Genomic DNA, 13,348 nt, shown 5'->3' with positions numbered 1-13,348 from the left:
ACGGCGCCCCCGGCGACCCGCGCCCGCCGACGGGCGGCCCGGGGAGCGCGCTCCTATGCTGGTCGGGTCAGGGCTCCGACGTCTCGCCACCGCACGTCCGGTCATCACGTGCTTGGAGTCAGCCCATGTCCCGTTCTTCCCCCCGTCTGCGCAAGGAAGCCGCCGCGGCCGTCGTCGCGGGCGCCCTGCTGCTGCCGCTCGCCTCGGCTCCTGCCTGGGCGGCACCGGCCTCGGCCCCGGCGGCGTTCGCCGCCGCCGGCTCGCCCTCGCCGTCCCCGTCGGGCACCGATGTCCGCGACCTCACCCCGGCCGTGGCACGCCAAGTCGGCGCCGCTGTACGCAAGGTGATGCACGAGGCGAACGTCCCCGGCGTGAGCGTCGGCATCTGGACGCCGGGCCAGAGCGCCTACGTCCACTCGTTCGGTGTCGCCGACAAGAGCAACGGCCGTACGATGTCGCCCGATCTGTACATGCGGATCGGCAGCGAGACCAAGACGTTCACGGTGTCGGCGCTGCTGCAACTGGTCGACCAGGGCAAGGTCGGCCTGGACGACACGATCGGCAAGTACGTCGACGGCGTCCCCAACGGGAACAAGATCACGCTTCGGCAGCTCGCGGAGATGCGCAGCGGCCTGTTCAACTACTCCGAGGACGACGGCTTCTTCAAGGCGCTGACCTCCGATCCGCAACGCCCGTTCACCCCGCAGCAGTTGCTGGACTACAGCTTCAAGCACCCGGTGCTGTTCCCGCCGGGGCAGAAGTTCTACTACTGCAACACCAACCTCATCCTGCTCGGCCTGGTCGTCGAGAAGGAGAGCGGGCAGAAGCTCGGGGACTACATCCACCGGCACATCCTGAACCCGGCCGGCCTCAAGCAGACGCTGTTCCCGACGGGCAACGAGTTCCCCACCCCGCACTCGCAGGGCTACACCGATCAGACGGCCGACGGCAAGGTGGCCGACGCCGCCGACTGGAACCCCTCCTGGGGCTGGGCCGCCGGTGCCATGATCTCGACGCTCGACGACCTGCACACCTGGTCGCGCACGGTGGCCACCGGTGTGTTCCCGGACGGCAGCCGGATGATGAGCGCCGCCACCCAGAAGGAGCGGCTCACCACACCGCCCACGCCGATCGCCGGCTCCGGGTACGGGCTGGGCATCTTCAACGTGCAGGGCTGGATCGGGCACAACGGCTCGCTGCCGGGCTACGAGTCCCTCACCGTCTATCTGCCCTCCACGCAGACGAGCCTGGTGGTGGTGCTCAACACCGACATCAACCACAACGGGAGCGAACCGAGCACCCTGTTCGGCGAGGCCATCACGAAGATCATCTCGCCGGACCACGTGTTCAACCTGCCCGCGGAACCGGCGGCCAGGTAACCGGGTCGGGCCTCGGCGGGACAACGCGCCGACCCCGAGCGGACGTTCGCGGACCTTCGGGTTTGCGCTCAAAACCCGGTACGACTCGGCCAGATTCGGCGCCGAGCAGTGCCGCACCCGTCGATCGAGGTCGACGACGGGGTCTACTGGCTGCCGACCGCCCCAGGAGAGGGCCGACCCAGCCAGGAGACCCGTCGTGACCGTCACCGACCGCATCGCCCTCGACCCGTTCGGCACCGACCTGGCCGCCGAGAGCGCACGGTTGCGCGCCCTCGGCCCGGTGGTGCCCGTGGAACTGCCGGGCGGCATTCCCGCCTGGGCGCCGACGGGCCACGAGGTCCTCAGGAACCTGATGCTCGACCCGAGGGTCAGCAAGGACGCGCGGCTGCACTGGCGGCTGTGGCCCGAGGTGGGCCGACACCCCGCCTGGAGCTGGATCGTGAACTGGGTGGGCGTGGTCAACATGCTCTCCACCTACGGCCCCGACCACGCCCGGCTGCGCAAGCTGGTGGCCCCCAGCTTCACGCTCCGGCGCACCGAGGCGATGCGCCCCCGGGTGGCGGCCATCACCGCCGGCCTGCTCGACGCGGTGCAGGCGGAGGGCGCCGACGGCGGTGTGGTCGACCTGCGGGCCGGGCTCGCGCATCCGCTGCCGATGCGGATGATCTGCGAACTGCTCGGCGTGCCCGACGCGTTGTGGTCCGACGCGGCCCGGCTGATCGCGGACGTCATGGACACCTCCGACCAGAGTCCCGAGCACGCGGCGTCCGTGGCGGAGCGCATCGGCACGGTGCTCGGCGCGCTCATCGCGTACCGGCGGGAGAACCCGGCCGACGACATGACGACGGAGCTGATCCGGGTCCGGGACGAGGAGGGCGGCCGGCTGGGCGACCAGGAGCTGCTGCACACGCTGCTGCTGGTGGTCGGGGCCGGCTTCGAGACCACGGTCAATCTCATCGGCAACGCGGTCGTCGCCCTGCTGACGCACCCCGGGCAGCTGGCCGCGGTGCGCTCCGGCGCGATCGGCTGGGACGCGGTGGTCGACGAGACGCTGCGCGCGCACCCGTCGGTCTCGGCGCTGCCGCTGCGTTTCGCCGCCGAGGACCTGCGCGTCGGCGAGGTCACGATCCCGGCCGGCGACGCGATCATCACGACGTTCGGCGCGGCGGGCCTGGACCCCGCGCACTACGGCCCGGACGCGGACCGCTTCGACGCGGACCGCGGCGCCGACGACCATCTGGCGTTCGGCATCGGCGTGCACCGCTGTGTCGGGGCGCCGCTGGCCCGGATGGAAGCCCTGACCGCGCTCCCGGCACTGTTCGACCGCTTCCCAGAGCTGTCCCTGGCCGTCAAGCCGGACGAACTGCGGCAGGTGCCGTCGTTCATCGCCCACGGCTGGCAGGAGATCCCGGTCCGGCTGCGCGGGTGAGGGTCCGGTACGCCGGTGACCGGTGAGGGTGCACGGGTGGCCGCCGGGTCAGGCGGGCGACCGGTGAGGGTGCACAGGTGATCGGTCGGGTCGCGCGGGTGACCGGTGGACGTGCGGCCGGTCCGGTGGCGGTGCGACCGGTCCCCCGTTCCGGTCGCACCCCACGGAACGCCGAACCTACGTCTGACGCGGCGCCGGGGGTACCGCACCGCTGCCCGCCGCGCCGCCCGCAGGGCTCACCCGTGCACAGGTGAGTCCGGTTGCTCCCGGTTCGCCCGGCCGAGGGCCGGTACGGCGACGGCGCCGGTGGCCAGATGGGCGAGCACGACCTCGTACAGGTCGGTGCCCGCGGTGAGCAGGTGCCGCTCCAGGACCGGTTCGGCGGCACGTACGTGCTCGCGGACGGTCTGGGCGTGCAACCCGCGCTCCTGCGCGGCGCGTTCGGCGTTCGCCCCGGCGGAGATCCAGGCGCGCAGGGTGCCCCGCAGGTCGCGGCCGTCGGCGTCCAGGCAGCCGAGGAGGTTCGCGGCCCAGGCGCGGAGGGTGCCCTGGCCGAGGAGGTCGTCCAGCCGGACCGGGTCTGGAGCGGCGGGGGCCCCGGAGGGGCCGTGCGGGCCGTCGAGGGCGGTGGCTCCGGGGTCGTACGGGCCGTGCGCGGCCTCGGTGTTGAGGGCGAGGTGGGCGGCGGCGCGGGCGGCCAGGTCGGAGAAGCGCGTGCCGAGCAGCGTCTCGACGCGGTCCATGCGGGCGCGGACGGTGTTGCGGCTGACCCCGAGGACCTTCGCCGCGTTCACCGCGGTGAACTCCAGGCCCAGCCGGGTGGTGGCCAGCAGTTCGGCACGGGTGTGGTGGGGCAGCGAGTCCAGTGGGCGCAGCAGGTCGGCGGACCAGGCGCGCAGGGCGGCGGGGTCCAGCAGCCGTTCGGGGTGGGTGCGTTCGGCGTAGACGGCGGCGCGGTCCGGGCGGAAGCGGGCGACGGCGAGGGCGCTGACGGCCTGTCCGTAGGCGGAGGCGGTCCGGGCGAGGCTCTGGCGGAGGCTGCCGCCCAGGTAGGTGCCCGGCCGGCCGTCGACCAGTCCGCCCAGCCGCTCCCCCACCACGGACGCGGGACCGAGGACGATCACGTGGCCGTCCATCGCGGGACACCGCACGACGAGGGCCTGGCCGTCGGTGAGCTCCTGGCACTCGTCGGCGATCCGGTCGCGGTCGGCGGGGGCGCCCTCGATGACGTAGACGCGCGCGCTGTTCGCGTCGAGCAGGCCCGGCCACAGACCGGCGGCGACCCGGCGGGCGGAGACGGTGTCCTCGACCATGAGCAGTTGCAGGATCGCCAGCCGCAGATCGGCGGCGGCCCGCCGCAGTTGCCGTCCGGCCGCCGTCAACTCCGCTTCTCTGAGCAGGAGTTCGAGGACGCCTGCGGTGTGGGTAACGATCTCCGCGGCGCGCCGGTCGAAGGGGGCGGTCCGGCCGACGGCGAGCACCGCTCCCGGCTCGGGGTGGCGAAGGCCGACCAGGCGGACGTGCCGGGTGCCGTCGTCCAGGGCGGCGGCGGAGATCCTGCCGGTGACCACGTCCGCGACGACGGCCTCGTCCAGCGGCAGCTCTTCTCCGGCGAGGAGGCCGCCGTGCGCGTCCTGGAGGCGGACGGTCGCCCCGACGGTCCGCGCGAGCCAGGCGACGACCCGGCGCGGGTCCCGGCCGGCCGGGCGCAGCAGGTCGAGCAGCTGTGCCGCCCAGGCGGCGTCCCGGGTCTGCGCGTCCCGGCGTTGCGCGTCCTGGGGCTCCGCGTCCTGGGACTGCGCGTCCCTGGGCTGCGCGTCCCGGGGCTGCCGCGGGTGCGTCCCCTCCTGGGCTCTGCCGGTCACCCCGCCTCTCCTCGTCCTCACGGCCCTCTCCCGCGGATCAGGCCTGGTCCGAATGCCAGATCCTAGCGCTGACCTCGGCGTACGCGTCCGGACGTAGCCCCGGCAACCGGCCCCGGGCGCCCGACGGCCGCCGGGCACGGCTCCGCCGGCGGCCCGGGGGGGTGGGCCGCCGGCGGCTGTGCCAGGCCCGGGGCGGGGGGATGCTCCGGGCGGCTCAGAGGTCGCATGCCCCGGATTCCGGGAAGTACGCACAGAAATTTCCGCGCACGGAAATTCCAGGGCGGGCCGTGGGCGTGCCCCCCGACCGTGGCGTGGATGCGCCGGTCGCACCCGGTACGGCATAAGCTCGGTGAATGGCGAAGTACTTCGACGTGCACCCCGAGAACCCGCAGCCCCGCAGCATCGCGCAGATCGCCGACGCGGTGCGGGAGGGGGCGCTCATCGCATACCCGACCGACTCCTGTTACGCGCTGGGCTGCAAGCTGGGCAGCAAGGACGGCATGGACCGGATCCGCTCGATCCGCCGGCTCGACGACCGGCACCACTTCACGCTGATGTGCCGGGACTTCGCCCAGCTCGGCCAGTTCGTGCGGGTCGACAACGACGTGTTCCGGGCCGTGAAGGCGTCGACGCCCGGCAGTTACACGTTCATCCTCCCGGCGACCCGCGAGGTGCCGCGCAAACTGCTGCACCCGAAGAAGAAGACCGTGGGCGTACGGATCCCCGACCACGTGGTCACCCAGGCGCTGCTGGCCGAACTGGGCGAGCCACTGCTGTCGAGCACGCTGCTGCTGCCGGACGAGGAGGAGCCGATGACCCAGGGCTGGGAAATCAAGGACCTGCTCGACCACGTGGTCGACGCGGTGGTCGACTCCGGGGACTGCGGGACCGAGCCCACCACGGTCGTGGACTTCTCCGGGGGCGAGGCCGAGATCGTCCGGCACGGAGCGGGAGACACCGCCCGCTTCGAATGAGGCGCGCCGGGGCCTCCTGGCCCAGGGCCTCCCGCCGGGATCTTGCGTGGCAGCATGGGCCGTACCCGTGGCACCGGCGGGTTCCCGCCCGGCGCCGCCGACCGTCCGAGGAGGCTCCCCCCCCCATGACCGCCGTACAGGGCACGACCGTCGACATCCCGACCGGGGACGGCACCGCCGACGCCTACCTGGCCCACCCCGCCGACGGGACGCCGCGGCCGGGCGTGCTGCTCTACCAGGACGCCTACGGACTGCGGCCGCACCTGCGGGCGATGGCCGACCGGCTGACCGGCGCCGGCTACACCGTCCTGGTGCCGAACGTGTTCTACCGCAAGGGCCGGGCTCCCGTCGTGGACCTGCCGGAGTTCATCGACCCGTCGGCCGATCCCACCATCTGGCAGCGGCTCAGCCCGCTGCTGCGGACGCTGACTCCGGAACGGACCGCGCGGGACGCCGACGCGTACCTAGGGTGGCTGGCCGACAGCCCGCTCGTCGCGGACGGGCCGGTGGCGCTGACCGGCTACTGCATGGGCGCCCGGCTCGCCCTGCGGACGGCGGCCACGCACCCCGGCCGGGTGGCTGCCGCGGCGGGCTTCCACGGCGGGCGGCTCGCGACCGACGACCCGGACAGCCCGCACCTCGGCGCCGGACACATCACCGCCGAGCTGTACTTCGGCCACGCCGACCGGGACGCCTCCCTGCCCGAGGAGCAGATGCGGCGCCTGGAGGACGCCCTGACCGCCGCCGGCGTGCGGCACACCTGCGAGGTCTATCCGGACGCGCCCCACGGCTACACCCAGGCCGACACGAACGCGTACCAGCGGGAGGGCGACGAGCGCCACTGGGCGGCGCTGCTCGACCTGTTGAAGCGCACGTTCTGACCCGTTTTCCGGGCGTCCGCCGGTGCGGACGCCGTACGGATCCGGCCGAACTCATTGACATGAACGTGTCCCGACCATGACTCTGAGAGCGCTCTCAGCAACAGGTACGGACCAATATCCGTACCACCCCGACCCCACACGGAGGTGGAGAGTGCTCAAGAGACTGATACGTCCCGCGCTGCCGGTGGCCGCGGCGGCGGCCCTGGTCGGCGCGCTGCTCACGCTGGGCACGCCGGACCGGGCCGGCGCCGCCGTCCCGGACACCATTCCGCTGAAGATCACCAACAACTCGGGCCGCTCCGACCCGGTGTACGTCTACGACCTCGGCACCCAGCTGTCGTCGGGCCGGCAGGGCTGGGCGGACGCGAGCGGCGCCTTCCACGCCTGGCCGGCGGGCGGCAACCCGCCGACGCCCGCGCCGGACGCGGCGATCGCCGGGCCGGCCGCCGGGCAGTCGAAGACGATCCGCATCCCGAAGTTCTCGGGCCGGATCTACTTCTCCTACGGCCAGAAGCTGGTGTTCAAGCTGACCACGGGCGGTCTGGTGCAGCCCGCGGTGCAGAACCCCAGCGACCCCAACCGGAACATCCTGTTCAACTGGTCGGAGTACACGCTGAACGACTCCGGGCTGTTCATCAACAGCACCCAGGTGGACATGTTCTCGGCGCCGTACGCGGTCGGGGTGCAGCGCTCCGACGGCGGCGTGAGCAGCACCGGGCATCTGAAGTCCGGTGGCTACACCGGGTTCTTCAACGCGCTGCGCGGCCGGCCGGGCGGCTGGGCCGGTCTGATCCAGACCCGTTCCGACGGCACCGTCCTGCGCGCACTGTCCCCGCTGTACGGCGTCGAGACCGGGGCCCTGCCGGCGTCCGTGATGGACGACTACGTCAACCGGGTCTGGCAGAAGTACGCGACGTCGACGCTCACCGTCACGCCGTTCGCCGACCGGCCGGGCACCAGGTACTACGGCCGGGTCTCGGGGAACGTCATGAACTTCACCGACTCCTCCGGTGCGGTCGTGACCAGTTTCCAGAAGCCGGACGCGGACAGTGTCTTCGGCTGCCACAAACTGCTGGACGCGCCGAACGACGCGGTGCGCGGGCCCATCTCCCGTACGCTGTGCGCCGGCTTCAACCGGTCGACGCTGCTGGTGAATCCGAACCAGCCGGACAGCTCGTCGGCCAACTTCTACCAGGACGCCGTGACGAACCAGTACGCGCGCGCGGTCCACGCGCAGATGGCCGACGGCAACGCCTACGCGTTCGCCTTCGACGACGTCGGCCACCACGAGTCGCTCGTCCACGACGGCAGCCCGCAGCAGGCGTACCTCACGCTGGATCCGCTGAGCTGACGACGTGCGAGGTCCCGCACGCGGACGGCTTCCGCGTGCGGGACCTCGTGTGTGTCAGGGTTCAGCGTGCGCCGGGGACCGGCGTGTGCCGGGTGTCAGCTGATCGTCAGGGCGGTGTCGTCCACGACGAAGCTGGTCTGGAGCGAGACGTCCTCGACGCCGTTGAACTTCAGCGTGACGGTCTGGCCCGCCAGCGAGGACAGGTCGAAGGACTTCTGGCTGTAGCCCGAGGCGGCGTTCAGGTTCGAGTACGTCGCCAGGGTCTTCGAGCCCGCGGTCACCGTCAGCTTGTCGTACGCCGTGCTGGAGGTGTACTCGGAGCTGTCGATGTGCAGGTAGAAGGTGAGCTTGGCCGTGCAGCCGGCCGGGATGGTCACCGACTGGGACACGCTGTCGGTGTGCGAGCGGCCGTAACCGTCGAGCCAGGCCTTGTAGGAGCCGCTGTGCGCGGCCTCACCGGAGTCGGTGGTGATGACACCGCTCGTCGCCGTCCAGCCGGTGCTGCCCGACTCGAAGCCCTGGTTCTTCAGCAGCTGGGCCGAGGAGCAGCCGCCACCGACCGGGTTGACCGTCCAGCTGAAGTTGGCCGTGCCGGTCTTGCCGGCCGAGTCGGTCACCGTGACCGTGGTGCTGGAGCTGCCCGCGGTGGTGGGCGTGCCGGAGATCAGACCGGTCGAGCTGTTGATCGACAGCCCGGCGGGCAGACCCGAGGCGCTGTAGCTCAGCGCACCGCTGTTGGTGCTGGAGGCGTTGATCTGCAGGCTCACCGCCGTGCCGACGGTCGAGGTCTGGCTGCCCGGGTTGGTGACCGTCACACCGCTGCTGGGCGGGTTGATGTGACTGCCCACGTTGATGCCCGCGAAGGCGTTGCCCACCCCGGCGTACTCGGTGGAGTTCTGCCCGTACAGCGCGGCCGCGGCCTGAAGGGCGGCGTTGCGGGCCCCGGCGTAGTCGGTGCTCGACGTCATGTACGTCGTGAGCGCCTTGTACCAGACCTGCAGCGCCTTGTCCCGGCCGATGCCGGTGACGGCGACGCCGTCGGAGGTCGGGCTGTTGTAGGTGACGCCGTTGATCACCTTGGTGCCGCTGCCCTCGGACAGCAGGTAGAACATGTGGTTCGCCGGGCCCGAGGAGTAGTGCACGTCGAGGTTTCCGACGCCGGAGTACCAGCTGTCGGCGGAGCCGCCGTCCTTGCTGGGCTTGTCCATGTAGCGCAGCGGGGTGCCGTCGCCGTTGATGTCGATCTTCTCGCCGATGAGGTAGTCACCGGGGTCGGATGAGTTGTTGGCGTAGAACTCCACGCCGGTGCCGAAGATGTCGGAGGTGGCCTCGTTCAGGCCGCCCGACTCGCCGTAGTACTCCAGGCCGGCGGTGTTGGAGGTGACGCCGTGGCTCATCTCGTGGCCGGCGACGTCGAGCGCGGTCAGCGGGTCGGCGTTGTTCGAGCCGTCGCCGTAGGTCATGCAGAAGCAGCTGTCGTCCCAGAACGCGTTCACGTACGAGTTGCCGTAGTGCACGCGGGAGTAGGCGCCGACACCGTCGTTCTTGATGCCGCTGCGGCCGAACGTGTTCTTGTAGAAGTCCCACGTCTCCTGCGCGCCGTAGGCGGCGTCCGCGCCCGCGGTGGCGGCGTTGTTGTTGGTGCCGTCGCCCCAGGTGTCGTTCGACTGCGAGAACAGCGAACCGGTGCCGGACGTACCGTGGTTGAGGTTGTACGTCTTGTGGCCGCCGCGCTGGTTGTCGGTCAGCGTGTACGTCGAGCCCGACTGGGCCGTCGTCAGGGACACCTGCCCGCTGTAGCGGGTGTTGCCGACGCCGGTGTCGATCGCCTGGTACCGGTACAGCTCCTTGCCGGTGGTGGCGTCGGTGATGACGTGCAGCCTGCTGGGCGTGCCGTCGTCCTGGAAGCCGCCGATCACGGTCTCCCAGGCCAGCTTCGGGGTGCCGTGGCCGGCCCAGATCACCTTGCGCGCGCTGTCGGCGCTCGCCTTGGACCCCGCGAGTGACGTGGCCGTCTTCAGCGCCTTGCTCTCGGCGGCGGACTTGGCGACGGTCGCGGTGGTCGAGGCGACCTGGATCCGGTGCTTGTTGTTGTACGTCGTGCTCACGGTGCCCGCGGCCAGGGAGGCGGGCGGGGTGTGCACGACGAGGTCGCCGCCGAGGACGGGCAGGCCGTCGTAGGTGCGCTCGTAACGGGTGTGCAGGGTGCCGTCGTTGTCCTTGACGACGTCCTTGACGACCAGCTTCTCCTTCGCGCCCAGCCCGAGGGTGCGGGCGGTCGCGGCGGTCTTGTCCTGGGCGCTCTTCATGAGCGCCTGGTGCTGGGCCGGGGAGAGCTTGGCCTCCACCGCGCCACTGCGCAGGGGGCTGGCCTGGGGAGCGGCCGGCTTGGCGGCGGCCGGGACCGCCTGCACGCCGATGGCGAGGAACGCCGCGGTGGAGAGCAGGGCGGCTCCGACCGTGGCCGGCTTGTGGGAAAGGCGTCTGTGGGGAAGGCGTCTCACTCGAATTCCTCCTGCTGCGGCCGCGGGTCAGCGGCCGGTGACAGACCGGGCAGACGGGTGTGCTGCCCGGGCGGAGCTGAGCTGTACGGGACCGTGATCCGTGAACACAACGTGGAGGATCAGCGAAGGGAGAATGACAGAATTGAACGGTCCATGCCACATAGAGTGACGTCAATCGAGGGTTTTCCCTATGGCGCGATAGGGACTGTGCGACACACGAGCCGCCTCTCCGCCGGGACCGCGCGTTCTCCCGGCGCCCTGGCGGGCACGGCATGACGGGCTGTCAGTCGATGGGCAGTCGCGTGGACCCGCCCATCGCCCCTTGATCCGCTCGTTGTTACCGTTCACCGTGTGTCTGAATCCTCACGCGATACCGCGCAGGGCGCCGGCTGGGGGCCCGCCGAACCCGGTGTCTACCGGCAGTTGATGCCGGACCACGTGGAGAAGCTGTCGTGGCTGAATCCGCGGATTTTGTGGGCCGCGCGGAACGGGGTGCTGGCGTCCTGGTTCGGGGACCCCACCGGTCGTACCCGCAGTCGCTGGGTGGCGCGGCGGGTCGCGGCCGGGACCGCCGCCGACAAGGTGGTCCGGCGGGATGTGCCGGAACGGTTCTCCTTCATGGTGATCGGGGACACCGGAGAGGGCGACGCCTCGCAGTACGCCGTCGTCCCCGGGTTCCTGAAGGCCGGTGCGGACACGGAGTTCGCGGTCATCGCCAGCGACGTGATCTATCCCGTCGGGGCCACCGACGACTACGGCACCAAGTTCTTCCGGCCGTACCAGGACTATCCCGCCCCCATATACGCGATACCGGGAAACCACGACTGGTACGAGGACCTGGGCGCGTTCATGCGGGTCTTCTGCGGCGAGGCCACCTCCGCCCTCGACGCCGAGTCCCGGCCGCGGCCGCTGTCCCGGGCGTGGTGGCGCACGCTGCTCTGGCACCGGCCGCGCCCCGCGGACGAGGAACTGCTCGCCGCCGCACGGGAGTTGCGGGGAGCGCCGGGCCAGCAGGCGCTGCAGCCGGGGCCGTACTGGGCCCTCGACGCCGGACCCGTCCGGATCATCGGCATCGACACCGGGCTGCTGGGCACGATCGACGCCGAGCAGGGCGCCTGGCTGCGTGAGGCGTCACGCGGCCCCAAGCCGAAGATCCTCGTCACCGGCTCCCCGCTGTACGTGGACGGCGAGCACCACCCCTGCGCCATCGAGGGCGGGGGCACCGTCGACGAGATCGTCCGCGACCCGGACCACCACTACGTGGCCGCGATCGGCGGGGACATCCACAACTACCAGCGCTATCCCGTCGACGTGGACGGCCGCACCGTGCAGTACGTGGTCGCGGGCGGCGGCGGGGCGTTCATGCACGCCACGCACACGATCCCCGTGGTCTCGGTGGGGGGCGTCACCGAACGCGACTTCCGCTGCTACCCGTTGCGCGGGGACTCCCTGGCCTTCTACAGCCGGCTGTACGGTCACCGGCTCCGGCTGCGCCGCTTCTTCACCCTCACCGAGGCCGAGGCGACGGCCGTCGTCGCCGAGCGGCTCGGGACCGAGCCCGGCCGGGCGCCGGGACCGGACGCCCGCGTCACCCGGCGCACCCGGCTGGTGGCGACCCTGCTGGGGGCCGGCGGGCGGCCGGACCGCACTTCACGGGTCCGGCTGCCCGTGCGCAAGATCTACACCCGGCTGTTCTCCCCCGGCTCCGCCACCTACAGCCCGCCGTTCTTCAAGTGCTTCCTGCGCCTGGACGTCAGCCCGGAGGCGGTCCGGCTGCGCTGCTTGGCCGCGACCGGCAACCGCGCCCAGGAACTCGATCCGCCCGTCGAGGACGAGGTCGTCATCCCGCTGGGCTGAACGCCCCCGGGCCCGGTTCCCCGGCCGCCGGGGCGCTATGCCGTCACCAGCGGCCCGGCTCCGTGCCCGTCAGCGCCTGGGACCGGCTGCCGTCCACGCCGGCCGGGACGTCACCGGCCAGCATCACCCGGTGCATGATCCGGGGGAATTCCAGGTGGGCGTTGTCGGCGGGGGCCAGGTGAATGGTGGCCCTGTTGTCCCAGAAGGCGACGCTGCCGGGCTCCCAGCGGAAGCGGACCGTGTACTCGGGCCGGACCGCCTGCTCCAGCAGCATCTCCAGCAGGGCCGCGCTCTCGGCGCGGGAGACGCCGGCGATCTGCTCGACGTAGTAGCCGTTGACGTACAGCACCCGTTCGCCCGTCTCCGGGTGCACCCGGACCAGCGGGTGGACCGAGGCGACCTGGTGGTCGAGCAGGTGGCGGACGTAGGCGTCGTCGCCGGGCCGGGGCTGGTAGCCGACGCCGAGCCGGTGTTCGGCGCGCAGCCCGTCGACGAAGGCGCGGACCGGCGCCGACAGGCCCGCGTAGGCGGCGGCCAGGTTGGCCCAGGTGGTGTCACCGCCGTAGGGCGGGACCGTCTGGGCGCGCAGGACGGTGGCGGCCGGCGGGTCGCTCCGGGCTCCGTGGTCGCAGTGCCAGCCGCGCAGCGGGGTGTGCCGCCGGCGGCGCAGCCACTCCTCGTGCTCCATGCCGAACCGCCCGCCCAGCTCCAGCCGGTCGGCGGTCGCCTCCACCTCGGGGAAGCCGGCGGGTGAGGCACTGCCGCGCCGCCCGAGGACGACCGGCTCGCCGAAGCGGCGGGCGAAGGCGACGTGCCCGGCGTGGTCCAGCTCCTGGCCCCGGAAGAACACCACCTTCCAGCGCAGCACCGCCGTCCTGATCACGGAGACGGTCGCGTCGTCGAGCGGACGGGCCAGGTCGACACCGGCGATCTCGGCACCGATGTGCCCCGCCACGGGCCGCACCTCGACGCCCGCGGCTCCCCGGCGCCCTCGGCTTCACCGACATCCTCGGCTCCCCCGACGCCCTCGGCTCCCTCGGCGTTTTCCGACAGCCATGTCCGGTCCCCTGCTCGTCCTCGGGATTCCCGCACCATGGAGATCGTGTCA

9 protein-coding genes are annotated in these 13,348 nt (G+C 72.0%); 6 read left to right on the top strand and 3 right to left on the bottom strand.

Annotated elements, in window-relative coordinates:
- The first annotated feature begins 125 nt into the window (after positions 1-125).
- Together DBP14_RS33315 and DBP14_RS33310 are read left to right on the top strand one after the other, a co-directional pair.
- Complete coding sequence (locus tag DBP14_RS33315; RefSeq protein ID WP_129311348.1) at positions 126-1,379, top strand: serine hydrolase domain-containing protein; 1,254 nt, start codon at positions 126-128, stop codon at positions 1,377-1,379.
- A gap of 196 nt (positions 1,380-1,575) precedes the next feature.
- Complete coding sequence (locus tag DBP14_RS33310; RefSeq protein ID WP_129311347.1) at positions 1,576-2,808, top strand: cytochrome P450; 1,233 nt, start codon at positions 1,576-1,578, stop codon at positions 2,806-2,808.
- Positions 2,809-3,044: 236 nt separating this feature from the next.
- Here DBP14_RS33310 and DBP14_RS33305 read toward each other — a convergent pair whose 3' ends face one another.
- Positions 3,045-4,532: a helix-turn-helix domain-containing protein gene (locus DBP14_RS33305; protein ID WP_241741304.1), complete on the bottom strand. Its 1,488-nt coding sequence runs from the start codon at positions 4,530-4,532 to the stop codon at positions 3,045-3,047.
- Between the two features lie 494 nt (positions 4,533-5,026).
- On the opposite strand from DBP14_RS33305, the gene DBP14_RS33300 reads away from it, so the two are divergent.
- From DBP14_RS33300 to DBP14_RS33290, 3 genes are all read left to right on the top strand, one after another.
- Complete coding sequence (locus DBP14_RS33300; RefSeq protein ID WP_164992460.1) at positions 5,027-5,647, top strand: L-threonylcarbamoyladenylate synthase; 621 nt, start codon at positions 5,027-5,029, stop codon at positions 5,645-5,647.
- 125 nt (positions 5,648-5,772) lie between these two features.
- Positions 5,773-6,528 carry a dienelactone hydrolase family protein gene (locus DBP14_RS33295; protein WP_129311345.1) on the top strand — a complete coding sequence of 252 codons (756 nt, stop codon included), beginning with the start codon at positions 5,773-5,775 and terminating at the stop codon, positions 6,526-6,528.
- A gap of 151 nt (positions 6,529-6,679) precedes the next feature.
- The gene (locus DBP14_RS33290; protein WP_241741105.1) at positions 6,680-7,879 is read left to right on the top strand and encodes a glycoside hydrolase family 64 protein; all 1,200 of its coding nucleotides are present in this window, start codon (positions 6,680-6,682) and stop codon (positions 7,877-7,879) included.
- A 95-nt stretch (positions 7,880-7,974) separates the two neighbouring features.
- Here DBP14_RS33290 and DBP14_RS33285 read toward each other — a convergent pair whose 3' ends face one another.
- On the bottom strand, positions 7,975-10,383 hold the full coding sequence (locus tag DBP14_RS33285) for a M4 family metallopeptidase (protein ID WP_129311343.1): 2,409 nt from the start codon (positions 10,381-10,383) through the stop codon (positions 7,975-7,977).
- Between the two features lie 351 nt (positions 10,384-10,734).
- Here DBP14_RS33285 and DBP14_RS33280 point away from each other — a divergent pair, with 351 nt between their 5' ends.
- A complete protein-coding gene (locus tag DBP14_RS33280; protein WP_129311342.1) occupies positions 10,735-12,240 on the top strand; it encodes a metallophosphoesterase in 1,506 nt (501 codons plus the stop codon).
- Positions 12,241-12,283: 43 nt separating this feature from the next.
- Here the strand turns inward: DBP14_RS33280 and DBP14_RS33275 are convergent, their stop codons facing one another.
- Positions 12,284-13,204, bottom strand: a complete 921-nt coding sequence (locus DBP14_RS33275) for a TauD/TfdA family dioxygenase (RefSeq protein ID WP_129311341.1) — start codon at positions 13,202-13,204, stop codon at positions 12,284-12,286.
- Positions 13,205-13,348: the final 144 nt, after the last annotated feature.

This window comes from Streptomyces sp. L2 (assembly GCF_004124325.1).
GTDB lineage: Bacteria > Actinomycetota > Actinomycetes > Streptomycetales > Streptomycetaceae > Streptomyces.
This window is presented reverse-complemented; position numbering and strand designations above follow the sequence as displayed.

Excerpts from the sequence above, each read along its gene's own strand:
- DBP14_RS33300 (WP_164992460.1), top strand. The coding sequence starts at position 5,027 with ATGGCGAAGTACTTCGACGTGCACCCCGAGAACCCGCAGCCCCGCAGC.
- DBP14_RS33315 (WP_129311348.1), top strand. The coding sequence starts at position 126 with ATGTCCCGTTCTTCCCCCCGTCTGCGCAAGGAAGCCGCCGCGGCCGTC.
- DBP14_RS33295 (WP_129311345.1), top strand. The coding sequence starts at position 5,773 with ATGACCGCCGTACAGGGCACGACCGTCGACATCCCGACCGGGGACGGC.